The 25,475-nt window shown below is 60.6% G+C and carries 22 protein-coding genes and 2 rRNA genes; 9 read left to right on the forward strand and 15 right to left on the reverse strand.

Going from position 1 to position 25,475, the window contains the following annotated elements:
* Positions 1 to 24: 24 nt before the first annotated feature.
* The 4 genes from tilS to BM254_RS10845 all read right to left on the reverse strand — a co-directional run bounded on the left by tilS (position 25) and on the right by BM254_RS10845 (position 6,413).
* The gene (gene tilS, locus BM254_RS10830) at positions 25 to 1,380 is read right to left on the reverse strand and encodes a tRNA lysidine(34) synthetase TilS (RefSeq protein WP_092003050.1); all 1,356 of its coding nucleotides are present in this window, start codon (positions 1,378 to 1,380) and stop codon (positions 25 to 27) included.
* Positions 1,364 to 2,317, reverse strand: a complete 954-nt coding sequence (accA, locus tag BM254_RS10835) for an acetyl-CoA carboxylase carboxyl transferase subunit alpha (protein WP_092003054.1) — start codon at positions 2,315 to 2,317, stop codon at positions 1,364 to 1,366. The genes tilS and accA overlap by 17 nt, the downstream gene beginning before the upstream one ends.
* 105 nt (positions 2,318 to 2,422) lie before the next feature.
* Positions 2,423 to 5,905, reverse strand: coding sequence for a DNA polymerase III subunit alpha (gene dnaE / locus BM254_RS10840; protein WP_092003057.1), 3,483 nt, complete (start codon positions 5,903 to 5,905; stop codon positions 2,423 to 2,425).
* A gap of 43 nt (positions 5,906 to 5,948) precedes the next feature.
* Positions 5,949 to 6,413: a TlpA family protein disulfide reductase gene (locus tag BM254_RS10845; protein WP_092003060.1), complete on the reverse strand. Its 465-nt coding sequence runs from the start codon at positions 6,411 to 6,413 to the stop codon at positions 5,949 to 5,951.
* A 70-nt stretch (positions 6,414 to 6,483) separates the two neighbouring features.
* Between BM254_RS10845 and arsC the strand changes: the two genes are divergently transcribed.
* The 3 genes from arsC to BM254_RS10860 are packed head-to-tail and all read left to right on the forward strand — an operon-like array spanning position 6,484 to position 7,866.
* Positions 6,484 to 6,837, forward strand: coding sequence for an arsenate reductase (glutaredoxin) (arsC, locus tag BM254_RS10850; protein ID WP_092003064.1), 354 nt, complete (start codon positions 6,484 to 6,486; stop codon positions 6,835 to 6,837).
* A 49-nt stretch (positions 6,838 to 6,886) separates the two neighbouring features.
* Positions 6,887 to 7,492, forward strand: coding sequence for an NAD(P)H:quinone oxidoreductase (gene wrbA / locus BM254_RS10855; protein WP_092003067.1), 606 nt, complete (start codon positions 6,887 to 6,889; stop codon positions 7,490 to 7,492).
* Positions 7,493 to 7,506: 14 nt separating this feature from the next.
* Complete coding sequence (locus BM254_RS10860) at positions 7,507 to 7,866, forward strand: DUF2069 domain-containing protein (RefSeq protein WP_092003070.1); 360 nt, start codon at positions 7,507 to 7,509, stop codon at positions 7,864 to 7,866.
* A 23-nt stretch (positions 7,867 to 7,889) separates the two neighbouring features.
* On the opposite strand, the gene BM254_RS10865 is transcribed toward BM254_RS10860, so the two are convergent.
* The 9 genes from BM254_RS10865 to smrA all read right to left on the reverse strand — a co-directional run bounded on the left by BM254_RS10865 (position 7,890) and on the right by smrA (position 15,503).
* Complete coding sequence (locus tag BM254_RS10865; RefSeq protein ID WP_092003073.1) at positions 7,890 to 8,948, reverse strand: DUF3080 domain-containing protein; 1,059 nt, start codon at positions 8,946 to 8,948, stop codon at positions 7,890 to 7,892.
* Positions 8,949 to 8,977: 29 nt separating this feature from the next.
* A complete protein-coding gene (mtnC, locus tag BM254_RS10870; protein ID WP_092003077.1) occupies positions 8,978 to 9,667 on the reverse strand; it encodes an acireductone synthase in 690 nt (229 codons plus the stop codon).
* The gene (locus tag BM254_RS10875) at positions 9,664 to 10,224 is read right to left on the reverse strand and encodes a 1,2-dihydroxy-3-keto-5-methylthiopentene dioxygenase (protein ID WP_092003081.1); all 561 of its coding nucleotides are present in this window, start codon (positions 10,222 to 10,224) and stop codon (positions 9,664 to 9,666) included. Before BM254_RS10875 ends, mtnC begins: the two co-directional genes overlap by 4 nt.
* The gene (locus tag BM254_RS10880; RefSeq protein ID WP_092003084.1) at positions 10,221 to 10,847 is read right to left on the reverse strand and encodes a methylthioribulose 1-phosphate dehydratase; all 627 of its coding nucleotides are present in this window, start codon (positions 10,845 to 10,847) and stop codon (positions 10,221 to 10,223) included. The genes BM254_RS10875 and BM254_RS10880 overlap by 4 nt, the downstream gene beginning before the upstream one ends.
* 72 nt (positions 10,848 to 10,919) lie before the next feature.
* Positions 10,920 to 11,888 (reverse strand): XdhC family protein, encoded by a 969-nt coding sequence (locus tag BM254_RS10885; RefSeq protein ID WP_245777428.1) that lies wholly within the window; start codon positions 11,886 to 11,888, stop codon positions 10,920 to 10,922.
* Between the two features lie 19 nt (positions 11,889 to 11,907).
* Complete coding sequence (locus tag BM254_RS10890; protein WP_092003087.1) at positions 11,908 to 14,112, reverse strand: xanthine dehydrogenase family protein molybdopterin-binding subunit; 2,205 nt, start codon at positions 14,110 to 14,112, stop codon at positions 11,908 to 11,910.
* A gap of 1 nt (position 14,113) precedes the next feature.
* Positions 14,114 to 14,593 (reverse strand): (2Fe-2S)-binding protein, encoded by a 480-nt coding sequence (locus tag BM254_RS10895; RefSeq protein ID WP_092003090.1) that lies wholly within the window; start codon positions 14,591 to 14,593, stop codon positions 14,114 to 14,116.
* Positions 14,594 to 14,665: 72 nt separating this feature from the next.
* Positions 14,666 to 14,860 carry a hypothetical protein gene (locus BM254_RS10900; protein ID WP_245777429.1) on the reverse strand — a complete coding sequence of 65 codons (195 nt, stop codon included), beginning with the start codon at positions 14,858 to 14,860 and terminating at the stop codon, positions 14,666 to 14,668.
* A 61-nt stretch (positions 14,861 to 14,921) separates the two neighbouring features.
* Positions 14,922 to 15,503 carry a DNA endonuclease SmrA gene (gene smrA, locus BM254_RS10905; RefSeq protein ID WP_092003092.1) on the reverse strand — a complete coding sequence of 194 codons (582 nt, stop codon included), beginning with the start codon at positions 15,501 to 15,503 and terminating at the stop codon, positions 14,922 to 14,924.
* Between the two features lie 169 nt (positions 15,504 to 15,672).
* Here smrA and BM254_RS10910 point away from each other — a divergent pair, with 169 nt between their 5' ends.
* The 6 genes from BM254_RS10910 to BM254_RS10935 all read left to right on the forward strand — a co-directional run bounded on the left by BM254_RS10910 (position 15,673) and on the right by BM254_RS10935 (position 24,723).
* A complete protein-coding gene (locus BM254_RS10910) occupies positions 15,673 to 17,586 on the forward strand; it encodes a putative nucleotidyltransferase substrate binding domain-containing protein (RefSeq protein ID WP_092003097.1) in 1,914 nt (637 codons plus the stop codon).
* A gap of 12 nt (positions 17,587 to 17,598) precedes the next feature.
* A complete protein-coding gene (locus BM254_RS10915; protein WP_092003100.1) occupies positions 17,599 to 18,306 on the forward strand; it encodes a 3'-5' exonuclease in 708 nt (235 codons plus the stop codon).
* Positions 18,307 to 18,515: 209 nt separating this feature from the next.
* Positions 18,516 to 18,779 carry a DUF4212 domain-containing protein gene (locus BM254_RS10920; RefSeq protein ID WP_092003103.1) on the forward strand — a complete coding sequence of 88 codons (264 nt, stop codon included), beginning with the start codon at positions 18,516 to 18,518 and terminating at the stop codon, positions 18,777 to 18,779.
* Between the two features lie 6 nt (positions 18,780 to 18,785).
* Positions 18,786 to 20,552 carry a sodium:solute symporter family protein gene (locus BM254_RS10925; protein ID WP_092003106.1) on the forward strand — a complete coding sequence of 589 codons (1,767 nt, stop codon included), beginning with the start codon at positions 18,786 to 18,788 and terminating at the stop codon, positions 20,550 to 20,552.
* A 97-nt stretch (positions 20,553 to 20,649) separates the two neighbouring features.
* Positions 20,650 to 21,156, forward strand: a complete 507-nt coding sequence (locus BM254_RS10930; RefSeq protein ID WP_092003109.1) for a hypothetical protein — start codon at positions 20,650 to 20,652, stop codon at positions 21,154 to 21,156.
* 51 nt (positions 21,157 to 21,207) lie between these two features.
* Positions 21,208 to 24,723 carry a hybrid sensor histidine kinase/response regulator gene (locus tag BM254_RS10935; protein WP_092003112.1) on the forward strand — a complete coding sequence of 1,172 codons (3,516 nt, stop codon included), beginning with the start codon at positions 21,208 to 21,210 and terminating at the stop codon, positions 24,721 to 24,723.
* A gap of 210 nt (positions 24,724 to 24,933) precedes the next feature.
* Here the strand turns inward: BM254_RS10935 and rrf are convergent.
* A 5S ribosomal RNA gene (gene rrf / locus BM254_RS10940) occupies positions 24,934 to 25,048 on the reverse strand.
* 102 nt (positions 25,049 to 25,150) lie between these two features.
* A 23S ribosomal RNA gene (locus tag BM254_RS10945) occupies positions 25,151 to 25,475 on the reverse strand; the annotation flags it as partial.

Here is a 25,475-nt window from a genome sequence, read left to right on the forward strand (position 1 = left end):
GACTACCAGAAAGCCCCCCTCTACTCAATCACAATCCCGCTCCACAATCAGCCGCCAGCCGGCGGCAGGGGCGCCTCCCGAGTATTGTCCAGAACACCATAAATCGCCAATTGCGATCAGGGTTTCCTCCTCGCCATCCTGGCTGAAAACCAGCGGAATACGTGGTCTCTCCCAGGGTGGAATCCCCTGCTCCTGCAACCATTTCTTGACCCGTTTCCCGGGCCCGTCCGGCACCGGACGGAAACGCTCACCCCCTTGCCTCGTAGATACCCGTATTGCCGGCGGTGTCTGTTTCTGGCCCGCAACAGGAAGCAGCCGGATGCGCCAGTTTCCCCAGCAGAGGGGTTGTTCGGGCCGGAGTTCTACGTTTGTAGTTTCCGGTTCTGACCAGTCGGGAACCAGATACAGCCGGCCCCGGAAACGCCGGATAGCGAAGCCCGCACCGAGCAGTTCCGGCTCACCGTCTTCCCGGGCATGGATCAGATCGGAGATCACCTGCCCCCAGTCCTGTATCGACGGCAGCTCGAAACCGGAAGTCCGGATCCACCAGCGCAGCAGGTTTTTCTGTTCCGGGAGCGGCAACTGGCTCAGGCGTTCGGTGCACAGATGCCGGCCATCGGGCGAACAGTCCCGCCACTGGATCTCCGCCAGCCGGTCGGTCAGGGCCACCTGTGCGGCACAGGCAGCCGCGGTATGCCTGAGCCTGGCATTCAGGCCGGGCCAGCGCTCTTTGAGTTCGGGCAGGATTCTATGCCTGAGGAAATTCCGGTCGAAACGCTCATCAACATTACTCGGATCCTCCACCCACGAAAGACCGGCCTCATTGGCCCATTTGGACAACTGTGCACGGTCGAACCCGAGCAGTGGGCGCACCAGTCGCCCTGCCCCCAGTGCCCGCTCACGGGGCATACCCGCCAGCCCCCGGACACCGGTGCCACGGAGCATCCTGAACAGTACCGTCTCGGCCTGGTCGTCGGCGTGATGGGCCATCAGCAGCAAATCACCGGCTTGCAGAATCTCTTCAAACACGGCGTAGCGAGCATGGCGAGCGGCTTCCTCGATGCCTCCGGCGCTGCCCTCGGCATTCCCCGCCCGGACATCCACCCGGCGCACCTGCAGTTCAATGCCCAGAGCCTCACAGTTCTGGCGGCAGAACTGCTCGGATTGCGCCGAATTGGCCTGTAACTGGTGATTGATGTGAACGGCGCGAAGATCGGGACCGCCGGGAAAACAGTAGGCTGCAAGGTGCAGTAATAACGTGGAATCGAGACCGCCGCTGAAGGCAATCCAGAGTCTGTTGTGCGCGGGGAGTGACCTGACCGGGGCGCAGAGTGCCTCCGGCCAGGCAAAACCGGGGACGGGCTTAGCGCCCGTTGTCATAGCGGGTCAGCCGCTCGTAGCGACGGGACACCAGCTCGTCCAGGGGCAGACGGCAAAGTTCGGTCACGCCCTTGGTCAGGGTCTCGCGGAGAGATTCCGCCATCTTTTCCGGATTGCGGTGCGCGCCGCCCAGCGGCTCGGGAATAACGTTATCCGCCAGTCCGAGGTCCTTGAGACGGTCTGCCGTCACACCCATGGCCTCGGCTGCCTGGGCCGCGTATTCCGCGCTCTTCCAGAGGATGGAGGCACAACCTTCCGGCGAAATAACCGCGTAGGTGGAGTACTGAAGCATGTTCAGCTGGTCACAGACGCCAATTGCCAGGGCGCCACCGGAACCACCCTCGCCAATCACCGTGGAGATGATCGGGGTTTTCAGGCGGGACATCACGGCGAGGTTGAACGCAATCGCCTCACTCTGGCCCCGCTCCTCGGCACCGATGCCGGGATAGGCACCCGGGGTGTCGATAAAGGTCAGGATGGGCATCTTGAAACGCTCGGCCATTTCCATAAGGCGCAGGGCCTTGCGGTAACCCTCCGGGCGGGGCATGCCGAAGTTGCGCTTGACCTTGTCCCTGACTTCACGGCCCTTCTGATGGCCGATGACCATGACCGGCTTGTCGCCCAGGCGCGCGGTGCCGCCGACAATGGCCTGGTCATCCGCGTAACGGCGATCCCCGTGCAGCTCGTCGAAATCATCGAAAATCATCTCGATGTAATCGAACGTGTACGGCCGGCGCGGGTGCCTGGCCAGCCGGGCAATATCCCAGGGCTGCAGGTTCGAGAAGATGCTCTCCGTAAGACTGACGCTCTTCTTCTTGAGGCGGCTGATCTCATCGGTGATGTTGATGTCGGTGTCGTTGCCGACCATGCGAAGCTCTTCAATCTTGGCTTCCAGGTCGGCGATCGGCTGTTCAAAATCCAGGTAATTAGGGTTCATGATGTTCCATCATTTTGATTTGCCTGACGACCCGGCGGGCCGCCAAAACCAGAATTTGGGACAAAGATAGCAGTGCATAAAGGCCGGCTAAAGCGGACATTGGTCTTAATCATAGACCAGTTCAACCGATTGGTCGCCCACCAGGTACCGGAGCTCCAGCAACAGGTTATCGTCCGGCTGCACCCGCCAGGACTCGCCCAGCTCGATGCGGGTCCGGGCCTCGGGACTGCGATACTCGATCCATACCGGACTACCCTCACAACGGAACGGTCTCAGGGTTTCATCCAGTTTGTCCAGCAGACCGTTCTGCAGCTGATCCGCCGCCAGCTCCAGTTTCAGCCCCCGGCTGAACTGTTGCCGGGCGGTGGCTACGTCCATCACGGAGTTGACCCGCATTTTCATCTGCCCGGAGTAGTCATCGTGACTGACCTGCCCTTCCACCACAATGACCTGATCCGATTGCAGCAGCTCCCGATTCTCGAAGAAGGTCTCCGAGAACAGGGTTGCCTCGATGCGGGCGCTGCGGTCGTCCAGGGTAATGAAACACATGGTCGAGCCGGTCCGGGTTTTCATGGTGCGCTGGGCAACCACCAAGCCTGCCACACGCTGGGGAGCCTTGTTCGGTTTCAGATCGGCGATGGATGAGCGGACAAACCGGCGCACTTCCCTCTCGTACTCATCGAAGGGGTGTCCGGTCAGGTACAGCCCGAGGGTATCTTTCTCGCCCTTGAGGCGTTCCTTTTTCGGCCATTCACGGACATGGGCCACGTCCGCGTAGGCATCGCCATCCTCACCGCCGGACTCCAGCATTTCACCAAACATATCCATCATGCCCGCGGCATCATTGCGGGACTGCTGGTCTGCCTGCTGCACCGCCTTGTCGATGCTCGCCATCAGCTGGGCCCGACCGGCGCCGAGCTTGTCCATGGCACCGGCGCGGATCAGCGCCTCCATGGCCCGCTTGTTGACCTTCTTGAGGTCCACCCGCCGGCAGAAATCGAAGATATCCTCAAAAGGACCGTCTTTGGCCGCCGCCACGATACTGTCAATCGGGCCCTCACCCAGGCCCTTGATGGCGCCAAGACCGTAGACAATCTGGCCTTCATCGTTAACGGTAAAGGTGTAGGCGGAACGGCTGACATCCGGCACCAGCAGGTCCAGCTTCATGTTCCGGCACTCTTCCACCAGCGTCACCACCTTGTCGGTGTTCTGCATATCGGCGGTGAGTACCGCGGCCATGAACTCGGCCGGGTAATGGGCCTTGAGCCACAGGGTCTGGTAGGACACCAGGGCGTAGGCGGCGGAGTGCGACTTGTTGAAGCCGTAACCGGCGAACTTTTCCACCAGGTCGAAGATATTCTCGGCCAGGGTCTTGTCGATACCGTTCTTTTCACAACCGTCCAGGAAAATGGCCTTCTGCTTGGCCATCTCCTCCGGTTTCTTCTTACCCATCGCCCGGCGGAGCATGTCCGCGCCACCCAGGGTATAGCCGGCCATTACCTGGGCAATCTGCATGACCTGCTCCTGGTACAGGATGACCCCGTAGGTGGGCTCCAGTACCGGCTTCAGGCCCTCATACTGATAATCCGGATGCGGGTAGGACATCGGCTGCCGGCCGTGCTTCCGGTCGATGAAGTCATCCACCATGCCGGACTGCAGCGGGCCGGGACGGAACAGCGCCACCAGGGCGATCATGTCTTCCAGGGAATCCGGCTGCAGGCGGCGGATGAGATCCTTCATACCGCGGGATTCCAGCTGGAACACCGCCGTGGTTTCGGCCCGTTTCAGCATCTCGAAGGACGGCTTGTCATCCAGCGGGATGGTGCTGATATCCAGCACTCCCTCGCCAAGCTTTTCCCGGCGCGGGTTGATCATGTTCAGGGCCCACTTGATGATCGTGAGGGTCCGCAGACCGAGGAAGTCAAACTTCACCAGGCCGGCGTCTTCCACGTCCCCCTTGTCAAACTGGGTTACCAGGCTGCCGCCTTCATCATCGCAGTACAGAGGCGAGAAATCGGTAATCTTGGTGGGGGCGATCACCACACCACCGGCGTGCTTGCCCGCGTTCCGGCAGACACCCTCGAGCTTGAGGGCCATCTCCCAGATTTCCTGGGCTTCCTCGTCCTGTTCCAGGAATTCCTTGAGCTGGGGCTCCTGCTCGATCGCCTTTTCCAAGGTCATGCCCACTTCGAACGGAATCAGCTTGGACAGCTTGTCCGCCAGACCGTAGGACTTGCCCTGCACCCGCGCCACATCGCGCACCACCGCCTTGGCGGCCATGGTACCGAAGGTAATGATCTGGGAGACCGCTTCCCGGCCGTATTTTTCGGCGGTGTAGTCAATCACCCGGTCTCGGCCTTCCATGCAGAAGTCGACGTCGAAGTCAGGCATGGATACCCGTTCCGGGTTCAGGAACCGCTCGAACAGCAGGTCATATTCCAGCGGGTCCAGATCGGTGATCAGCAGCGCGTAGGCCACCAGGGAACCGGCACCGGAACCCCGGCCGGGACCCACCGGCACGCCGTTGTTCTTGGCCCATTTGATGAAGTCCATCACGATCAGGAAGTAACCCGGGAACCCCATCTGGGTGATGATATCCAGCTCGAAGTTCAGGCGCTTGTAGTAGGCTTCCCGTTTCTGATCGTATTCCGGGTCGTCCCTGCTCAGGGTTTTCGCCAGGCGCGCTTCCAGGCCTTCTTCAGACACATGGCGGAAATACTCGTCCATGGTCATGCCGTCGGGGATCGGATAGTTGGGCAGGAAGTACTCGCCCATGCGCACTTTCACCGAGCATCGGCGGGCAATCTCCACCGTGTTCTCGACCGCCTCGGGAATATCCGAGAACAGCTCGATCATCTCCTCGGCGCTGCGCAGGTATTGCTGGTCACTGAACCGGCGCTCGCGGCGCGGGTCATCCAGGGTCCGGCTTTCGCCGATGCAGACCCGGGCCTCGTGGGCCTCGAAGTCATCGGCTTCCAGGAAGTGGACATCGTTGGTGGCCACCACCGGCAAGCCCAGCTCCGCCGCCAGCTCAACACTCAGGTGCAGGCAGTCTTCATCACCGGCGCGGCCGGTGCGCTGAAGCTCCAGGTAATAACTGTCCGGGTAGAGATTCATCCAGTATTCGGCGCGCTCACGGGCCAGCTCTGGCTTGCCCGCCAGCAGCGCCTTGCCGACATCCCCGAGCTTGCCCCCGGAGAGCGCGATCAGCCCCTTTGCCCGCTGTTCCAGCCAACGGCGCTGGATGATGGGTTTGCCGAAGCGCTGGCCATCGGTGTAACCGAGGGAGATGATTTCCGTAAGGTTCAGGTAGCCGTCATTGTCCCGTGCCAGCAGCGTCAGACGGAACGGGTTGTCCGGCTCATCCGGGTTTTCCAGCCACAGGTCCGCACCGATAATCGGTTTGACACCGGCGCCGGTGGCCGCCTTGTAGAAACGCACCAGCGAGCACATGTTGGATTGCTCGGTCAGGCCCACAGCGGGCATGCCCAGCTCGGCGACGCGACTGATCAGCGGTTTGACCCGGACCAGTCCATCCACCATGGAATATTCGGAATGTACGCGAAGGTGTACGAAGGTTTGCGCCATAATAAAAGGCTGTTCCTGCTAGTGTTCAGTCGTGGGCGCGGGCTCAGCCGCCGATCAACGCCCGGATATCCGCTTCTGTCTGGGGGCCGAAGCGGGTCTCCAGTAATTCTCCGTCCGGGTTCACCACAAACGTGGCCGGCAGTGCCACCGGCACCTGCCAGCCGAACCGGGAGGCGGGATCTTCCGCCAGCATGGTGAACTCGATGCCCATCCGTTCGCCCAGTTCGGCCAGTTCCGCTCCGGTTACGCCGTCAAAGTTGACACCAAGCACCGCAATATCCGGCGCCTTGTCCAGTTCGTTCAGTTCCGGGATTTCCTCCAGGCAGGGCTTGCACCATTCGGCCCAGTAATTGACCAGCACCCACTGGCCGCGCAGGTTGTCCCAGTTCAGGCGGGGTCCTTCCGCGCGTTCAAACTCGGTTTTCTGGCAGCCTGACAAAAAAACCGTCAGAAGCACGGCTGCAACCATCAACCCTCGGGCACGGCCACCAGACACAGGGTACTGCACGGCAACTCCTCCTGTTAGACTACGGGCCTTTCAAACCCGCTGTATCCATCCCAGACAATCAGGCCAGAAGATGACAGAACCGACCCGGATTTTCCACAACCCGCGCTGCTCCAAGTCACGTCAAACACTTGAACTGCTTAACGAACGGGGAATCGAGCCGGAGATTATACGCTACCTGGAAACCCCTCCGACAGCGGAAGAGCTCGGGAATATCCTGGATATGCTGGGCTGCGAGCCCCGGGAACTCATGCGTACCAAGGAAACCGAATACAAGGAGCTGGGCCTGGATAACCCTGAACTGTCCCGGGAACAGCTGCTCCAGGCGATGTCCGAGCATCCAAAACTGATCGAGCGCCCCATTGTGATTCGTAACAAGAAGGCGGCCCTTGGCAGACCGCCGGAGAATGTTCTGACCATTCTGTAATGTAATCTCCGAATCCAGTTACAAGCCGCCAAGCAAGGAAACCCGTTCCATGCCAGAGCATGCACCGTACGTCCTGATTCTTTATTACAGCCGCAACGGCCAGACCGCAGAGCTGGCCGGCCAGATCGGCCGGGGCGTTGCCCGGGTACCCGGCATTGAGGCCCGCCTGCGGGCCGTGCCATCGGTATCCCCCGATACCGAAGCGAGCCTGCCGCCGGTACCTGATGAGGGAGCGCCCTATGCCACCAAGGCCGACCTAGCCGGATGCTCCGGGCTGGCCATTGGCAGCCCCACACGCTTTGGCAACATGGCGGCGCCCCTGAAGCACTTTCTCGATACCACCGGTGATCTGTGGCTGAGCGGCGCCCTGGCCGGAAAACCCGCCGGCGCTTTCACCTCGACCGGCAGTCTCCACGGGGGCCAGGAAACCACCCTGATGACCATGATGATGCCGCTACTTCACCATGGCATGGTGTTGTGCGGCCTGCCCTACACCGAGCAGGCACTGAGCGAGACCGAATCCGGGGGAACCCCCTACGGCCCCTCCCACTGGGCCGGTACTGGAGAGCAGCTGCCCCTGAGCGAACACGAAAAGACCCTGTGCCAGGCCTTCGGCCAACGCCTGGCCACCCTGGCCCTTAAATTGTCCGACTGAACCGGAAAGCAACCATGCTCCACAACCCGAAAGCCAAACAGACTGCCCGGCTGACCATTCTGCTGTACCTGGCGGTGCTGGCGACCCTCATTGCCACCACGTTTTTCCCCGCACCGGTTGAAGGGGTGTCCATTACCCTGATGCTGGCAGTAAAACTGGTACCGCTGCTGGCCTTTGCCGTGCCGGTATTCCGGGGCCATAACCGCGGCTATATCTGGATGGCCTTCGTGGTGATTTTCTACTTCACCCAGGCGGTGGTGTCAGCCTGGCTCAGCGAGGGAGCCCCCGGCCCGGTACTGCTGACGGTGCTAACACTGTTGCTGTTCGTCGTGGCGATGGTCCACCTGAAGGTAAATCGCCCGCAGGCAAGCTGACCCTGGGGGCAGACCTGCCCCCATCACGCTCCGGGACGCAGACCACACTGCCCCAGCAGATCCTGCCAGGCCCGGGTGTGGTCCGCCATCGACCGGTCCAGCTCCAGCCAGAGGCTGCCTTCGGCGGACAGAGACAGATGGTGCCGGTACCAGTCCCGGAACTGCTCCGGCATCACCTCTTCCTGCTGCTGCGCTAGCCTGGCGAGCGGCTCGATCAACGCATCCCGGGCCCGACGGATCTCGCCCATGTAGGGCTGGATCTCTCCGATGTACACGCTGAAGAACATGTTCTGCACAATGTCGGACTGGTTGTTCGGCTTGCCATTGAGGCACAGCGGCCGCCCCTCCAGCCGCTCCTGCAACAGGCCAGTGGCGTCGTCCAGCCTGCTCGCCAGCAAGCGGGCACTGTTGATCAACTGCCCCGCCCGATACTCCGCCTGCCATCGCTGATGAACGTTGCCAGCAAACGCCAGTGATACATCCAGCTTTTCATCCAGCAGCCTGGTGGTGGCGGCATTCAGCTGTTGCGCATCCAGCGCCAGATCGGAAACCGGATCGCCTTCCGGGGCTACCGGGTAATAACCCTTGGCCAGGGTGAACAGGGTCTCCACCTCTTCCACACCCCAGGTCGCATTCCATACTGCGATAGGCAGGGACTCCCGCTTGCTTTCGATGGCTTCCCCGAGTGCTTCCTCAAGCTCCTCGTCATCCACCTCAGGCAGGCACTCCCGCGCCGCCTCGATGAAGCGTACCTCGTAACGAAGACGATTGAGGGGCTGCATGACCCGGCCCATCACTGAGTTCTTCTCGCCCACCACGAACTGCAGCTCACAACCATAGAGGGACAGGAAATCGAGCATGCCCATGTCCAGCTCCGGCATGGCCAGCACGCGATCACGACGACGGGGAATCTGTTTGGCGGGTTCCGGGGAAGAGAGCTCGGGTTCCGTCTCCAGAACCCGGGCGACCCGCTCCACGTATTCATCCAGCATGGGGCGGGCCTCGGAAAAGGGATTACAGGCACTCAGGACCGGAACCATCAGCAGCAGCGCCATCGGGCGGGCCCAGCGTGTTCCGGTCATGGGATCCTCCTGTGGGTCGGGCGGAGGTGTCAGCGCTTGCGCAGCAGGGTCTCCACCTCCGAGAAATCGCGGGCGACGAAACGGCCAGTGTCAGGCAGCTCGCCCTCCCGGACCAGCCAGGCAGTCTTCATGCCGGCAGCCTCTGCCGCTTCGAGTTCCGCCTCGACATCGGACAGAAACAGCACGGTTTCCGGCTCGACCCCCAGCTCTTTGAGAATATTACGATAGGAATCAGCTTCTTTCTTACCGCCGATGCGGGTGTCGAAATACCCGGAGAAGAACGGCGTGAAATCACCCTCGGTGGTAAAGCCGAAAATGAGCTTCTGGGCCTTCACCGAACCGGAAGAGTAAACAAACAGACGCAAGCCCCGATCATGCCAGCGCTGCAGGTAATCGGCCGCGTCCGGGTAGATATGCCCCTTCAGCTCGCCCTGCTGGTAGCCCTGCTCCCAGACCATACCCTGGAGGGCTTTCAGGGAGGTTTCCTTGCGATCTTCCCTGATCCACTGCTGGAGCACCTCGACGAGGCCGTCGACATCCTGGCGGTCGACGCCACTTATTGCAGCAACCGCATCGAGCTGTTCAGCCACGGCAGGGTCATCCCGGTTCTCGGTCACGAACCCGGGCAGGTGCTCGGCCGCAAAGGGGAAGAGCACGTCGTGTACAAACGAAATGGAGCTGGTGGTGCCCTCAATGTCGGTCAGGATAACCCGGATCATCCACCCGCCTCCGCCAGCGCTTCGTACCGGGGCAGCCGGCTGGCGATGTCCTCGCCGGTAAAGTCCGCCACCCAGCCTTCCGGATTGCTGAACAGGCGAATGCAGGTGAATTCCGGCTCGGGCCCCATATCAAACCAGTGCCGGGTACCGTCCGGGACGCTGATCAGGTCATTCTTCTCGCACATGACCGCGTAGACCTGATCACCGAAATGCAGATAGAACAGGCCCTGGCCCCGAACGAAGAATCGGACTTCGTCTTCACTGTGAGTATGCTCATCCAGGAACTTCTGGCGAAACGCCTCTTTCTGCGGGTTATCCGGATTCAGGCTGACCACATCGGCGGTCTGGAACCCGCATTCTTCTTTCAGCCGGGCCACTTCCTCGCTGTAGACCTCCAGGATCTGCTCCTGGGTGGCATCCGCGGGCAAGTCACGGGTCGGCCATTGCTCGAAGCGAATGCCCTTGGTGGCCAGCAGCTCGCGGATTTCCGACGGGTTTTGCGTCACGGTCCGGGCGTGCTCGGGCTGGCTTTGATCAAAGATGCTCAGGGTGGTCATGGGCGGACCCTCATGGTTTCAAGTTCACATTCAAAGAGGAATTCAAAGGCTTCCACATGGCGCAGGCAATCGGCCATGGTGTTACCCCACGTATACAGGCCGTGGCCCCGGATCAGGTAGCCCGGCTGCTCCGGATGCTCCGCGAACCAGGCCCGGGTCTCCCGGGCGAGCGCATCGATATCCTGGGTGTTGTCGAACACCGGAACCGAGAGCACGGATTCGTGGGTCTGCACGCCGGAGAAGGCTTTCTGCAGTTCGTAGCCTTCAAGTTCCAGTGCCCGGCCCGGCTCCAGCAGCCGACTCAGAACGGTGGCTTTCACCGAATGGGTGTGCAGCACCGCGCCGACGTCCGGGAACAGCTCATAAAGGACGGTGTGCAGTCGGGTTTCCGCCGAGGAGCGACAGTTGCTCTGGACCGGCTGACCGGACAGGTCCACCACCATCACGTCTCCGGCCCCCAACTGGCCCTTGTGCCGGCCGGAAACCGTGATCGCAATGTGCTCGTCGTCAATCCGCGCCGAGTAATTGCTGCTGGTGGCCGGCGACCAGCCCCGCTGGTACAGGAAGCGGCCGGCGTCGACGATGGATTCTGCCGCTATGGCGTATCGGGTGACATCAAACACGGTGTTTCTCCACGGACCAGGTGCCAGGGGTTTCCCCGCCGCCCGGAGATTATCAACCCTCATTTTCCGCCATTATAGGGATGCTTGGGCGGCCCGCAAATCATGTCGTGCAGCAATCAGATCCGCCACGATGGAAATGGCAATTTCCGCCGGCGTCTTGCTGGGAATGTTGACCCCGATTGGCGCCCTGAGCCGGGCGAGCGCCGCCGCATCCAGCCCCAGGTCGGCGAGTCTCGACCGACGGGCCTCGGACGTCTTGCGAGACCCCATGGCGCCGATATAGAACGCCTGTGACTGCAGTGCCGCCAGCAACCCCATGTCATCCACCCGGGGGTCATGGGCCAGGGCCAGAACCCCGCACCATTGATCACCATAGTCTTCGGCAATGAGGTCGTCCGGCAGGCGTCGACTCAGGGGGATATGCGGATACTGCCAGCCTTCAGCAAAGGTATCCCGGGGCTCGCACAGGGTGACGGTGAATTCCGCAGCCGAGGCAAACTCCGCCACATGGCGCGCCACCTCGACGGCACCGATCAGCAGCAGACGACACTCCGGCTGCAGTGTGTGCACCAGGGTCTGTCCATCGAAGGCCAAACCATTGCGGGCGTTGCCGTCTGCGCCTATCAGGCCCATTCCGCCGCCGACTCTTACTTTCCGCGTGATCGGTTGCCGTTCAGAAAGTGCCCTGGACACCCGCTCGATATGAGGCAAGTGGTCCGACGCGACCAGCGGTTCGACCAGCAACCGGATCCGTCCACCACAGGGTAACTGGAAACGGTCCCGGTCCCCGTCGGTGATGCCGTAATCAATCAGAATGGATTCGACGGGGCCCTCGGCGGCGGTTCGCTGCAGCAGATCCTCTTCCAGGCAGCCGCCGGACACCGACCCACTCCAGTGACCCGTCTCCGACACGGCCAACCACGAGCCCACCGGCCTCGGGGACGAACCCCAGGTTTCGACGATGGTGCACAACCAGACCCGCTCGCCGGCGGCCAGCCAGCGGCGGATACTCTCCATAACGGAGGCCTGGCCGGAGATCACGGGCGCACTCCCGCGGCCATCAGGCATCCGCCTTCAGAGGCAGGGTGCGCTGGCGCTTACCGGTCAGCGCAAACAGGGCATTGCCCAGGGCCGGAATCACCGGGGGCACACCGGGCTCACCGACCCCGGTCGGTGTCTCGGTGCTGTCCACAATCTCCACCTCGACCTCCGGCCGCTCGTACTGCCGCAGCAGCGGGTAGTCGTGGAAGTTGGATTGCTGGACTTCGCCCTGCTCCAGGGTAATTTCCCCATATAACGCAGCCGTCAGGCCGAACAGGATGCCGCCCTCGATCTGGTCAACCACGATGGCCGGGTTGACCACCTGGCCACAATCCACGGCCGCGGCAACCTTATAGACCCGGATCGAGCCTTCCTCGAGGCCGGCTTCCACCACCTGGGCCACGTAGGTGCCGAAGCTGCGCATCAGGGCAATGCCCCGGGCCCGGCCCTCGGGCACGGGTGTATCCCAGCCGCCCAGTCGGGCTGCCCGATCCAGTACCTCCCGATGTCGGGGCTCGTTCGCCAGCAGGCGGCGACGGAATTGGTAGGGGTCCTGCCCCGCCTCGTGGGCCAGTTCATCCATAAAGGTCTCGACGGCAAAGCCGTTATGGGAATAGCCCACCGAGCGCCACCAGGTGATGGGAACCCCCGGATCGATGTGGGTGTGGCGGATATCGATATTGGCGACCTGGTAGGGATATTCGATCGCACCCTCGATGGCGGAGATATCTTTCGGGGTGGCAATGCCTTCGGCCCAGACCCCGACCTTGCCGAGGGTGTTGTAGAGGAACTTGGGCGTCCACGGGAACTGCGCAGGCCCGGCGTTGCGGACATACCAGTTCAGGATCTGCGGCCCGACGATCTGATGATCCCAGCCACTGAGCTCACCCTTATTCAGGCCCGCCTTCATCCGGTGCAACATCGCCGGGCGGTACAGATCGTGGCGGGCATCCTCTTCCCGGGACCAGATCACCTTCACCGGCCGGTCCATGCGGAACGCGACAGCGGCGGCTTCTTCGATGTAGTCCTGGGTCAGGCGCCGGCCAAAGCCACCACCGAGAAAGGTGGTGTTGATGGTGACCTCGTTCGGGGCCAGATCGGTCACCCGGGCAACGGCAATCCGACCCAGATCCGGTGCCTGGGTCGGCGCCCAGATCTCCATGTGATCGTTGCGGTACCAGGCCGTGGCGTTCATGGGCTCCAGGGTAGCGTGTGCCAGGTAAGGCTGGCTGTACTCGGCCTCCACCACCTTGTCAGCGTTGGCCAGAACGCTTTCGGTATCGCCTTCGCTGCGTTCTGATTCGCCGGCATCCTCATCGGCAGCCTTGCGGTAGGTCTCGAAAACCTCGGGCGTGGACAGGTCTATTGCCTCGGAAAAGTTCCACTGGACCTTCAGGGCATCCTGGGCCTTGCGGGCACGCCAGTACTTGTCAGCGACAATGGCCACACCACGGTCGATTTCCATGACCTCCAGAACCCCGGCCATGGCCCGGACCTCATCGCCATTGAACGACTGCACCTTGCCACCGTAGCGGGGTGAGCGGGTGACCACTGCGTACACCATGTCCGGCAGGCTGACATCAATGCCGTACACGGCTTTGCCGGTTGACTTGGCCCGAGCGTCCAGCCGCCGGTTCTGTTTGCCGATGTATTTCCATTCAGCCGCCGGCTTGAGCGCAACGTCCCCGCGCAGAATTTCTTTGGAAGCCAGCTCAACCAGCTGGCCGTAGCGCATGGAATCGATGCCATTGGGGTGGATGACCCGGCCTTCACTGGCCGAGCATTCTTTCGCATCAACCCGCCAGACACCGGCGGCCGCCCGAATCAGCATCTCCCGGGCTTCCGCACCGGCCGTCCTCAGGGGCTCCCAGCTGGTAGCCAGACTGGTGCTACCACCGGTGAGCTGCAGCTTGTACAAGGGATTCTTGTATTCATCGGCAACCGGGGCAAAGCGCGGCTCGATGGCCCCCGGTGCCACTTCCAGTTCCTCGGCAATCAGGGTGGTCAGGCCGGTATAGGTCCCTTGCCCCATTTCCACCCGCGCCAGGGTGAAATAGATCCGGTCATCCCGGGTAATCTCCAGCCAGGCATCCGGGCGCCATTCGCCGGTCTCTTGCTCATAGCCTGTGGGCAGCCCGGAGCAGCCCGGCAGAGACAGGGAAAGCATCAGGCTACCGGAGGCACCGGCACCGACTTTCAGGAAATCCCTTCGGTTCATCGCCATGTCACGCCTCCTCCTGCGCCGGCTTCTCGCCAGCAGCGACGGATTCCACGGCAGCGATGATCCGGCTGTACGTCCCACACCGGCAAAGGTTGCCGGTCATGGCCGCAACGATCTCGTCACGGGCCGGAGAGGGGTTGGTCGCCAGCAAATGAGCGGCACTCATGATCTGCCCGGACTGGCAGTAACCACACTGGGGCACGCCATGGTCAATCCAGGCCTGCTGCAAGGCATGCAGCCGGTCGCCACTGCCCAGACCTTCAATAGTGGTCACCTCGCCATCCGCGGCCATTTCCACCGGAGTGGAACAGGAGCGCACTGGCTGCCCGTTCAGGTGCACCGTACAGGCGCCACACAGCCCTGCTCCACACCCGAACTTGGTGCCCGGCAGCCCCAGTTCGTCCCGCAGCACCCATAACAGGGGCGTATCGGCCTCGATATCCAGCGAGTGAGTCTCGCCATTCACTGTCAGGCGCAATGCCATTCCCTCTCTCCTGTGCAGGGGCTTTCAGTCAGCCCACTTCTGTTATTAGGGGGCAGGTCGACACCGGGCTTGCTATTTGACGACCTCCTCGCCGTCCTTGTTCACCCAGATCTTGCGTTCGCCGGATTCCATCTGACCGTTGGAATTCCAGACTTCGCGGCTCTCCGTAGCTTCCTCGACCTTGCCGTTATCGTTCCAGATCACGCGATCCTTGCAGCCGGCCAGAGCCAGCACCGAGAACACAATTACAACGAACTGCTTAACCACACTTACCTCCAATACCGGTTCTTCCGGTGTTTCAACATGACGTTGGAAAGGAATGGAAACCTTACCGGCTTCCGTGGATTTCACGATTGCGCTGCTTGTCGCGGTCACTCTTCCGTACCATGACATACACCGCCCCGGTGCCACCATGGTGTTTTTGGGCCGAATGAAACGCCAGCACATCGTCAAGTTCGGGTAGCCACTTGGCGAGATAGCTTTTCAGCTGGGCGATGCCGTCCGGGTTACGCTCGCCCTTGCCGTGAAGGATGATCACGGAGCGAAGGCCGTAACGGACGCAATCACCAATAAACGTGAACACTTCCCGCCGGGCCTGCTCAACGGTCATCCGGTGCAGGTCAAGGCGGGCTTCAATGGGATACTGACCCAGTCGGAGCTTGCGAAAAACGCCGTGCTGGATGCCCGGGCGCTGCCAACTCAGAATATCGTGCGCGGTCAGCGGCTCCACCATATCGGAAGTCAACGGATTGACATCCTTCAGGGGTTTCTCCACGGCCGCGCGCTGACGCTCCAGATGACCCGGAGTCAGTTCCCTGGGCGTGGAGACCTCGGCCCGGTTTGGTTTGCGGATGCGCCGGACGTCCTTCATTTCTTCCAGGAAGGCCAGGCGCTCATCTTTACTGGTCATGGATCGGTTTGTATCTGGATTGATTGATGTCAGAACTTTACCACCGCCCCGGTATACCATAAAGAAAGCAACCACCCACACTGCCGCCTGCGACCAAAATCGTAGGGCCCGATCCCGTGCCCTGCACTACACTCAGGCGGACAATAATAACGAGCGAACGGATCCGGACATGGCCTCGAATCAGGACAGTAACCGCCCCCAGAACACCCGCGCCATCATGAGCTTCCTGCGGGAGCATGCGCCTTTCTCCAGCATGGACGATGCCCATCTGGCCCATTTTGCCGAGCATGCGACCCTCAGGTTCTTTGCCGATGGCGATGAGGTGCTCTCCCCTGATGACGGCATCGTCAAACGGTTTTACGTGGTCAAACAGGGACGGATCCGTGGCGAACGCCACAATGACAAAGAAGACCGGACCGAAACCACCTTTGAAATCAGCCGCGGCGAATGCTTTCCCCTGGCAGCACTGATCGGCGAACGCCCGACCCGCACTCTGCACCGGGCTGACGGCGATACCTTTTGCCTGAGCATTGAACAGGACGCCTTTATCACCCTGTTCTCCGAGAGCGACCCGTTCCGCGATTTCTGCCTCAGGGGCGTCAGCAGCCTGCTTGATCAGGTGAACCAGCGCATCCAGTCCAACGCCATGGCGTCCATGGGGTCGAGCAACAGCCTGGATACCCCGCTGGAGCGCTATGCCCTGCGCAACCCGATCGTCTGCTCTCCGGATCTACCGGTGCGCAAGGCCGTAGCACGCATGCACGAGAACAACGTCGGCAGCATCATTATTACCGACGACAACCGGCACCCGATCGGCATTTTCACCCTGCGTGACTTGCGCACCATGATCGCCGAGGAAAAGGGCCCCCTGGATACACCGGTCCGCCAGGTGATGACAGCCGAGCCCTGCCGCCTGCCCGCCGACGCAGACGCCTTTGAAGCTGCCATGCTGATGGCCGAGCACCATTTCGCCCACTTGTGTGTGGTTGATGATGAGCAACGCCTGATTGGCGTGGTCTCGGAGCGGGACCTGTTCGCGCTGCAGCGGGTAGATCTGGTCAACCTGGCCCGCACCATAGGCACCGCTACCCATCTGCGCACCCTGGTAAGCCTGCGCAGCGACGTATCCCGGCTGGTGGACGCCATGCTGGCTCATGGTGCCGATTCCGGCCAGGTGGTGAAGATCATCACCACCCTTAACGACGTCACCGTGCGCCGCGTACTGGAACTGAACCTGCAGAAGAACGATCCAGGCATCCCCTTCACCTGGCTGACTTTTGGTTCCGAGGGCCGGCAGGAACAGACCCTGCTCACCGACCAGGACAACGGCATCCTGTTCCGGACACCGGAAGGAATGACCGAGGAGCAGGTCCGGGAGAAGCTCTTGCCCTTCGCCCAGACCGTTAACAAGGAGTTGGCCGAGTGCGGCTTCACCCTGTGCAAGGGCAACATCATGGCCAGCAACCCGAAGCTCTGCCTGAGCAACCGGGAATGGGATGACTGGTTCATCCGCTTTATCGATGCCTCCACACCCCAGAACCTGGTGTACTCATCGATTTTCCTGGACATGCGGGCGGTGTTCGGCCCGACCGAGCCCCTGCATGAACTCCTGGAAAAGGTCCTGACACGAATCCGCAAGAACGCCCTGTTCCAGAAGATGCTGGCCGGCAACGCGCTGCAGCGCAAACCACCCCTGACGATGTTCCGCAATTTCCGTTACCTGAACGAGGAGAAGAAACACGCGCTGGATCTCAAACGTCAGGGGCTGGCGCCGTTTGTGGAATCGGTGCGGGTATTCGCCCTGGCCAATGGCGTGGAGACCGCCAATACCCTGGAACGGATGGAAGAACTGGCGAAGAAGGGTGTATTCGACCCCAAGGATGCCAATGCCTGGAAAGAAGCCTACAGCCTCATCCAGGCCATTCGCATGCGCGCCCACCAGGAAATGCTGTCCCGTGGTGAAGAGCTGACCAACTACATTGATCCGGATGACCTGAACCCTCTGGACCGGCGAATCCTGCGCGAATCCTTCCGTCAGGCCCAACGACTCCAGCAGAAGCTGGAAGTCACCTATCAACTCTGAGAGCCGGACAGGATGCTGGACTACATCAAACAATGGCTGGAGCGGCGCCGGGCTGGCCAGCTCGGCGAGCACGACCGGGAAAACCTTCCGACACCAAAAAGTGCCGGTGACCAACTGCTATCCGACTGCCGGCTCATCGTACTCGACCTCGAAACCACCGGTCTTAACGCCGCCAGGGACGAGGTGATCGCCATTGGTGCGGTGGCCATCAGTGGCGGCGTGATCCATCTGGATGACCAGTTCGACCTGATTCTCAGGCGACCCGAACTGGATATCAGCGAAACGGTCCTGATCCACGGCATCGGACCGGAAGCCCTGACCCAGGGCCACGAAACCGAAGATGCCCTGCTGTACCTGCTCGAATGGATGAACGGGGATCCGGTGCTTGCCTACCACTCGGCGTTCGACCAGAAATTCCTGGAAAAAACGCTCAAGGCCCAGCTTGGCTATACCCAGCCACATCTGTGGATCGATGTAGCCGACCTGCTACCGGCATTTTTCCCGGACGCCAAAACCGGTGGCAAGCGCCTGGACAACTGGGCAGATTTCTTCGGGCTTGAGGTGAGCGAACGCCATCATGCGGCTGCCGATGCCCTGGCCACTGCCGAACTCACCCTGGTGGCGCTGAACAAAGCCCGGAAAGAAGGTGTAAAAACCCTGAAAGAATTAAATGACAAGCTCCGATATCAACGGAGATTGCAAAACATGCACCGTTTTTGAGGGAGGGCAAACCGCTTCACAAAATTGACCAATCCCAAGGCAAATTACTGAGAATTAGACCTTTTGCCAATATCTATATGTTGGTTGACCAGTAAAGTCACTAGGGACAACAGTCGGAGAAGTACTTATATGAATAATAAATTCTCTATCCGAAATACCTCACCAAAAATCCATCCAACCTCCACAACAACAACACAGGAGTGAATCCTATGTCAGGTCATAGCTACGACGCTGAAAACTACTGGAAGGCGAACCTCCGCCTGATATTCGGGAGTCTGATTGTCTGGGCCGTAGTATCTTACGGCTGCGCCATTCTGCTTCGTCCGATGCTGGCGGGTATTTCCGTTGGCGGGACTGATCTGGGCTTCTGGTTCGCCCAGCAGGGCTCCATCCTTGCCTTCATCGCTCTGATCTTCCACTACGCGTGGCGCATGAACAAGATCGACGAAAAATTCGGCGTACACGAGGAGTAAGGACGAATGAGCCAATTTGCAATCAACATCATTTTCGTAGGGGGCTCCTTCCTCCTCTATATCCTGATTGCTATCTGGGCGAAAGCCGGTAGCACCAAGGACTTCTACGTTGCCGGCGGCGGCGTTCACCCGGTCACCAACGGTATGGCGATCGGTGCAGACTGGATGTCAGCGGCATCCTTTATCTCCATGGCGGGTCTGATTGCCGCCGGTGGTTACGCCAACTCCACCTTCCTCATGGGCTGGACCGGCGGTTACGTACTTCTGGCCATGCTGCTGGCTCCATACCTGCGGAAGTTCGGCAAGTTCACCGTGCCGGAGTTCATCGGCGACCGCTTCTACAGCAAGAACGCCCGTCTGGTGGCGGTTATCTGCCTGATCGTGGCCTCTGTGACCTACGTAATCGGTCAGATGGCCGGTGCCGGCGTTGCCTTCTCCCGCTTCCTGGAAGTTGACGCGACCCTGGGCCTGATGATTGCCGCGGTTGTGGTATTCATGTACGCCGTTATGGGTGGCATGAAGGGCATTACCTACACCCAGGTTGCCCAGTACTGCGTACTGATCATCGCCTACACCATCCCGGCTGTGTTCATCTCCCTGCAGCTGACCGGCAACCCGCTGCCGCCGCTGGGTCTGTTCTCGACCCACGCTGACTCCGGCCTGCCGATTCTGGAGAAACTGAACCAGGTCATCACCGACCTCGGCTTCAACTCCTACACTGCCGACATCGACAACAAGCTGAACATGGTTCTGTTCACCCTGTCCCTGATGATCGGTACTGCTGGTCTGCCGCACGTTATCATCCGCTTCTTCACCGTACCCAAGGTTGCTGACGCGCGCTGGTCAGCCGGCTGGGCCCTGGTCTTCATCGCCCTGCTGTACCTGACTGCTCCGGCCGTTGCTTCCATGGCTCGCCTGAACCTGATGACCACCATCTACCCGGATGGCACTGACGCGGCTCCGATCCTGTACGAAGAGCGTCCGAACTGGGTCAAGGAGTGGGAAGTTACCGGTCTGATCAAGTTCGAGGACCTGAACAACGACGGCCGTATCCAGCACTACAACGCCAGCGAGTCCTTCCAGCCGGAAGCTGAAGCGCGTGGCTGGGCTGGCAACGAGCTGACCGTTAACCGGGATATCCTGGTACTGGCCAACCCGGAAATCGCCAACCTGCCTGGCTGGGTAATCGGTCTGATTGCCGCCGGTGGTCTGGCAGCGGCACTGTCCACAGCGGCGGGTCTGTTGCTGGCGATATCCTCTGCGGTGAGTCACGACCTGATCAAGGGTTCCATTAACCCGAACATCACGGAGAAAGGCGAACTGCTGGCAGCCCGGATCTCCATGGCTGTGGCAATCGTGGTGGCCACCTGGCTTGGTGCCAACCCACCGGGCTTCGCGGCGCAGGTAGTAGCTCTGGCGTTCGGTATCGCCGCGGCATCCCTGTTCCCGGCGCTGATGATGGGTATCTTCTCCAAGCGTGTAAACAACGTTGGTGCTATCGCCGGTATGCTGTCCGGTCTGGCCTTCACCCTGATCTACATCTTCGTGTACAAGGGCTGGCTGTTCATCCCGGGCACCGCTAACCTGCCGGATACCCCCGAGAACTGGGTACTGGGCATCTCCCCGCTGTCCATCGGTGCGGTTGGTGCAATCGTCAACTTTGCGGTAGCCTTCGTTGTATCCAACGCAACTGAAGAACCGCCCGTTGAGATTCAGGAGCTGGTTGAAAGCGTCCGTTACCCACGCGGTGCCGGTCAGGCTCAAGACCACTAAGCAGCAACTCAACCTGATTCATTCGATGAATTGACAGGTTGAACCTGGACGGGCTTCCTCATCGAGGGAGCCCGTTCTTTTTTGAGGAAGTAGATTTATGTTCTGGACCTTAATCGCCACAGTTTTTTGCGGTCTCGGCGCTGCCGGCATTGCCCTGGGTATTCGCGCCATTACCCGCAACAAGGCGCCCCGCTGGCTCATCCCTGTATTTGCCGGCGCCGGTATGCTCGGCTATCTCATTTATGGCGAGTACACCTGGTACGATCACAAGCAGACCCTGCTGCCCGAAGAAGCCGTGATCGTCGGTACCGAAAGCGACGGCATACTCTGGCGCCCGTGGACGTTTGTGTTCCCCTACGTCACCGCGTTCTCCACCGTGGATGTGGAGAGCATCAGCCGCGATACCGACAATCCGAACATCGTGCGCTTTACCCTGTACCGTTTCGAACAAAAGATGACTGATGCAGTCTCCCACCGGGTGCACATCATCAACTGCGAAAGCCGTGAGCTGGTCCCACTGGGCGCTGACGGAACACCCCGGGTGGACAATATGAAGGTCCTTGAATCCGGTAACCCGCTGTATCAGACGGTCTGTGCCGACTGACCGGAGGTTAGACGCAGAGAGTCCAAGTTGTTTTAGCGAGAAGAGCGTTCCATGATTAGCGCCTGGCTGCTGGTATTAATCTCGATTACCTACATTTCCATCCTGTTTGTCATCGCCTGGGCCGGTGACAAGCATCCGGGACTGTACCGGAAACGTCTGGCGCGAACGCACATCTACGCCCTTTCCCTCGCGGTCTACTTCACCTCCTGGACGTTCTATGGTGCTGTCGGCCGCGCCACCCAGGAGGGGCTGGGCTTCCTGCCCATCTATCTCGGCCCGTTGCTGGTGTTCATCTTCGGAGCCCCGTTGCTCCGACGTATCATTTACATCAGCAAACGCAACAACAGTACCTCGATCGCCGACTTCATCGCCTCCCGGTACGGCAAATCCCAGCTTCTCGCGGCCATGATCGCCACCTTTGCCCTGATCGGCAGCGTGCCCTACATTGCCCTCCAGCTGAAAGCCATCGCCATGGGCTTCAACGTGCTGTCCGAGAGCGGCACCGGCTACCGGGAGCTCAGCTCCGCCGCCTGGAACGATTCGGCCTGGTACATCACCCTGGCCCTTGCGGTGTTTACCGTGCTGTTCGGTACCCGCCACCTGGAATCCACCGAGCACCACCGGGGCATGATCCAGGCAGTCGCATTCGAATCCCTGATCAAATTGATCGCGTTCGTTGCCGTCGGTCTGTTTGTAGGATTCGGCCTGTACAACGGTTTCGGTGACCTGTTTGACCAGGTGCGGGCGGCGGATCTTGCCGGGGCGCTGACCACCGACGGACTGGAAGCGCCGGCCTTCATTACCCAGACCCTGGTGGCAATGCTGGCGATCATCTGCCTGCCCCGGCAGTTCCATGTAATGGTGGTGGAAAACACCGACCACAGGGACTTTGAAGTGGCGCGTTGGGCGATGCCGATCTACCTGGTCGTTGCCAGTGCGTTCGTCCTGCCCATCGCCGCGGCCGGTCTGCTGTCGCCGGATCCCATCATGGGCAATCCGGACATCCTCATCCTTCAGTTGCCCATATTTGCCGGTGAAGAGTGGCTGGCGATACTGGTCTTCCTTGGCGGTGGTTCAGCAGCGGCGGCGATGGTGATTGTCTGCTCTGTCGCCATTGCCACCATGGTCAGTAACGAAATCATCATGCCGGCGCTGCTGAAGTTCTTCCGCCCCGGCATGAACCGGCGCACGGACCTCAGCTACCTGCTGCTCAGCATTCGCCGTGTCGCCATCTTCGTGGTTCTGCTGACCGCCTACGGCTTTTACCGGATGGCCGGCGAAGACTACAGCCTGACTGCCTTCGGCTTGCTGTCCTTCGCTGCAGCGGCCCAGTTCGGCCCGGCACTGGTGGGCGGCATTATCTGGCGCAGGGGCAACTACATGGGGGCGGTATGGGGTCTGGCCCTGGGCTTCCTGATGTGGTGCTACACCCTGCTGCTGCCGGCCCTGGCCACTACGGGCTGGATTGCCGACAACCTCATCAACCATGGTCTCTGGGGCCTGGGATGGACCCGTCCCACGGCCCTGTTCGGTTCCGACCTTGACCAGACCAGCCACGGCATCATCTGGAGTCTCGGGATCAACACCGTGACCTATATCGTGCTGTCTATGCTGACCCGTCAGCGGGTGCGTGAGAAGATCCAGATCGCCTCGTTCTTCCATGATCCCCAACCCAAGGCGGAGACCGCCCATCACCAGAGCTGGCAGGGGGAGATCCTGATCTCCGACCTACAGGCACTTGCCGACCGTTTCATGGGCGAGGAGCGCTCCGAGACCATCTTCCGGAACTACGAGCGCCGCAACGCCATTCGTCTGCATCCGCACAGGCCGGCCTCCACGCACCTGATGAAGTACATCGAGCGGCAACTGGCTTCGGTGATTGGCGCTTCCACCGCCCGCGTGGTGCTGGAATCCACCCTCACCGGCCGGGACATGCAGATCGAGGATGTGGTCAGCATTGTCGATGAGGCGTCCCAGGCGATGACGTTCAGCCGGGAGCTACTGCAATCGGCCATCGAGAACATAAGCCTCGGGGTCTCGGTGGTGAATCACCAGCAGCAACTGGTGGTCTGGAACCACCGCTACCTTGAGCTGTTCAATTACCCCAAGGGTTTTGTTCGGGTTGGCCGTCCGGTGGAAGACCTGATGCGCTACAACCTCACCAATGCCAATCATTCCGCGCGACGCATCGATGAGATCATTGCCGACCGCTGTAACAGCATGCGCGAAGGCAAGCCGATGTCCTACGAACGCCAACGCCCCGATGGCACGGTGCTCCGGATCGACGGCAGCCCCATCCCCGGTGGCGGCTACGTGACCACCTTCCAGGACATCACCGCCATGCGCCGGACCGAACAGGCGCTGAAAGAGACCAATATCTACCTGGAACAACGGGTCAAGGAACGTACCCAGGAGCTCCAGGTCATCAACGAGCAGATGCTCAAGGCCAAATCCGTGGCCGAGCAGGCCAACCAGAGCAAGACCCGGTTCCTGGCCTCCGCTAGCCACGACCTTCTGCAACCGCTCAATGCCGCCCGTCTGTTCACCTCTGCCCTTGCCGGAAAAGCGAATGATGGCGAGACCAGGGAGCTGGTGGAGCACATCGACAGCTCCCTGGGTGCAGCGGAAGAAATCATCAGTACCCTGCTCGACATCTCCAAGCTGGACGCCGGGGCTCTGGAGCCTGATATCGGCGTGTTCCCGGTCAACGAACTGTTGCGCCATCTTGCGACCGACTTCACCGCCATCGCCAAGGAGCAGGACCTGGAGCTGCATGTGGTACCCAGTAGCGCCTGGGTGAGGTCTGACGCCAAACTGCTGCGTCGGGTGGTCCAGAACTTCCTGTCGAATGCCATCCGGTACACGCCCAGCGGCAAGATCCTGATGGGGTGCCGGCGACTGAAGGGGTACCTGCGAATCGAGGTGTGGGATACCGGCCCCGGTATTCCGGAGGACCAGCTGGCCCACATCTTTGAGGAATTTCGCCGTTTCCAGCATGGACGTGACAAGAAGGGCCTCGGGCTGGGACTGGCGATCGTCGACCGGATCAGCGGCATGCTCAACCATCCCGTCAGCGTTCACTCGATACAGGGCCGGGGAAGCGTGTTCGGCATCACGGTGCCTGTGGCTGCTCCGGAACAGACTCAGCAAAGCGCCAAGTCCTCCTCCGGCTCCAGACGGGTCTCAAGCCTGGGAGGCCTGCAGGTACTGTGTATCGACAATGATCCAGCCATTCTTCAGGGCATGGCGGCGCTGCTTGGGAACTGGCAGTGCGACGTGACCTCAGCGGAGAGTCTTGAGGATTCGCTGGAGAAGCTCGATGGCCGGCAGCCGGATATCATTCTTGCCGATTACCAGCTGGATGATAACCGCAATGGTCTGGACGCCATGGACAGCCTCAGGGAGGCTATCAGCAACGATATCCCCGGGATTCTGATTACCGGGTATATGGCGCCTGAAGTGCGTGAGGATGCCATCGAGAGGGGCTACCAGATTCTCTACAAGCCGGTGAAGCCTGCGGCCTTGCGGGCGATGGTGAACAAGCAGTTGAAGCAGAAGCGGGGGTGATTGGCTGCTTCCTTCTCAGATGACTTCTAGTGTGCATAGAAAAACCCCGGTGCCTGTTGGGCCCGGGGTTTTGTTTTGTCTAAAGGAGAGGCTTGGGCCGCACCTGGATAGTCGCATGAGGGCCATTTGTAGCTGACACCAGGTCATCGTCAGGTTCTTGATCCCATAAAAAAACCCCGGCAGCAACGCTGTCGGGGTTTTGTATTAGGAGCCTGACGATGACCTACTCTCGCATGGGCCATGCCACACTACCATCGGCGCTGGTCTGTTTCACTTCTGAGTTCGGGATGGGATCAGGTGGTTCCAGACCGCTATGGTCGTCAGGCAAAACGGTTGATCACTGGGGGACGAGATGGAACGTTCGGGGTGTTTTCCGAGTGATAATCGATTTCTTTGTTGCGTCATCCGCAATTGTCTTGGGTGTTATATAGTCAAGCCGCACGAGCAATTAGTATCGGTTAGCTCAACGCCTCGCAGCGCTTACACACCCGACCTATCAACGTCCTGGTCTTGAACGGCTCTTCAGGGACCTCGAGGGTCCAGGGAGATCTCATCTTGGAAGGGGCTTCCCGCTTAGATGCTTTCAGCGGTTATCCTGTCCGAACATAGCTACCGGGCAGTGCGTCTGGCGACACAACCCGAACACCAGAGGTTCGTCCACTCCGGTCCTCTCGTACTAGGAGCAGCTTTCCTCAAATCTCCAACGTCCACGGCAGATAGGGACCGAACTGTCTCACGACGTTCTAAACCCA

This window comes from Marinobacter pelagius (assembly GCF_900114925.1).
Taxonomy (GTDB): domain Bacteria; phylum Pseudomonadota; class Gammaproteobacteria; order Pseudomonadales; family Oleiphilaceae; genus Marinobacter; species Marinobacter pelagius.

Excerpts from the sequence above, each read along its gene's own strand:
- BM254_RS10895 (WP_092003090.1), bottom strand. The coding sequence starts at position 14,593 with ATGGCATTGCGCCTGACAGTGAATGGCGAGACTCACTCGCTGGATATC.
- tilS (WP_092003050.1), bottom strand. The coding sequence starts at position 1,380 with ATGACAACGGGCGCTAAGCCCGTCCCCGGTTTTGCCTGGCCGGAGGCA.
- BM254_RS10920 (WP_092003103.1), top strand. The coding sequence starts at position 18,516 with ATGTCAGGTCATAGCTACGACGCTGAAAACTACTGGAAGGCGAACCTC.
- BM254_RS10915 (WP_092003100.1), top strand. The coding sequence starts at position 17,599 with ATGCTGGACTACATCAAACAATGGCTGGAGCGGCGCCGGGCTGGCCAG.
- dnaE (WP_092003057.1), bottom strand. The coding sequence starts at position 5,905 with ATGGCGCAAACCTTCGTACACCTTCGCGTACATTCCGAATATTCCATG.
- BM254_RS10860 (WP_092003070.1), top strand. The coding sequence starts at position 7,507 with ATGCTCCACAACCCGAAAGCCAAACAGACTGCCCGGCTGACCATTCTG.
- wrbA (WP_092003067.1), top strand. The coding sequence starts at position 6,887 with ATGCCAGAGCATGCACCGTACGTCCTGATTCTTTATTACAGCCGCAAC.
- smrA (WP_092003092.1), bottom strand. The coding sequence starts at position 15,503 with ATGACCAGTAAAGATGAGCGCCTGGCCTTCCTGGAAGAAATGAAGGAC.
- BM254_RS10890 (WP_092003087.1), bottom strand. The coding sequence starts at position 14,112 with ATGGCGATGAACCGAAGGGATTTCCTGAAAGTCGGTGCCGGTGCCTCC.
- mtnC (WP_092003077.1), bottom strand. The coding sequence starts at position 9,667 with ATGATCCGGGTTATCCTGACCGACATTGAGGGCACCACCAGCTCCATT.
- BM254_RS10875 (WP_092003081.1), bottom strand. The coding sequence starts at position 10,224 with ATGACCACCCTGAGCATCTTTGATCAAAGCCAGCCCGAGCACGCCCGG.
- BM254_RS10925 (WP_092003106.1), top strand. The coding sequence starts at position 18,786 with ATGAGCCAATTTGCAATCAACATCATTTTCGTAGGGGGCTCCTTCCTC.
- accA (WP_092003054.1), bottom strand. The coding sequence starts at position 2,317 with ATGAACCCTAATTACCTGGATTTTGAACAGCCGATCGCCGACCTGGAA.
- BM254_RS10930 (WP_092003109.1), top strand. The coding sequence starts at position 20,650 with ATGTTCTGGACCTTAATCGCCACAGTTTTTTGCGGTCTCGGCGCTGCC.
- arsC (WP_092003064.1), top strand. The coding sequence starts at position 6,484 with ATGACAGAACCGACCCGGATTTTCCACAACCCGCGCTGCTCCAAGTCA.
- BM254_RS10910 (WP_092003097.1), top strand. The coding sequence starts at position 15,673 with ATGGCCTCGAATCAGGACAGTAACCGCCCCCAGAACACCCGCGCCATC.
- BM254_RS10865 (WP_092003073.1), bottom strand. The coding sequence starts at position 8,948 with ATGACCGGAACACGCTGGGCCCGCCCGATGGCGCTGCTGCTGATGGTT.
- BM254_RS10935 (WP_092003112.1), top strand. The coding sequence starts at position 21,208 with ATGATTAGCGCCTGGCTGCTGGTATTAATCTCGATTACCTACATTTCC.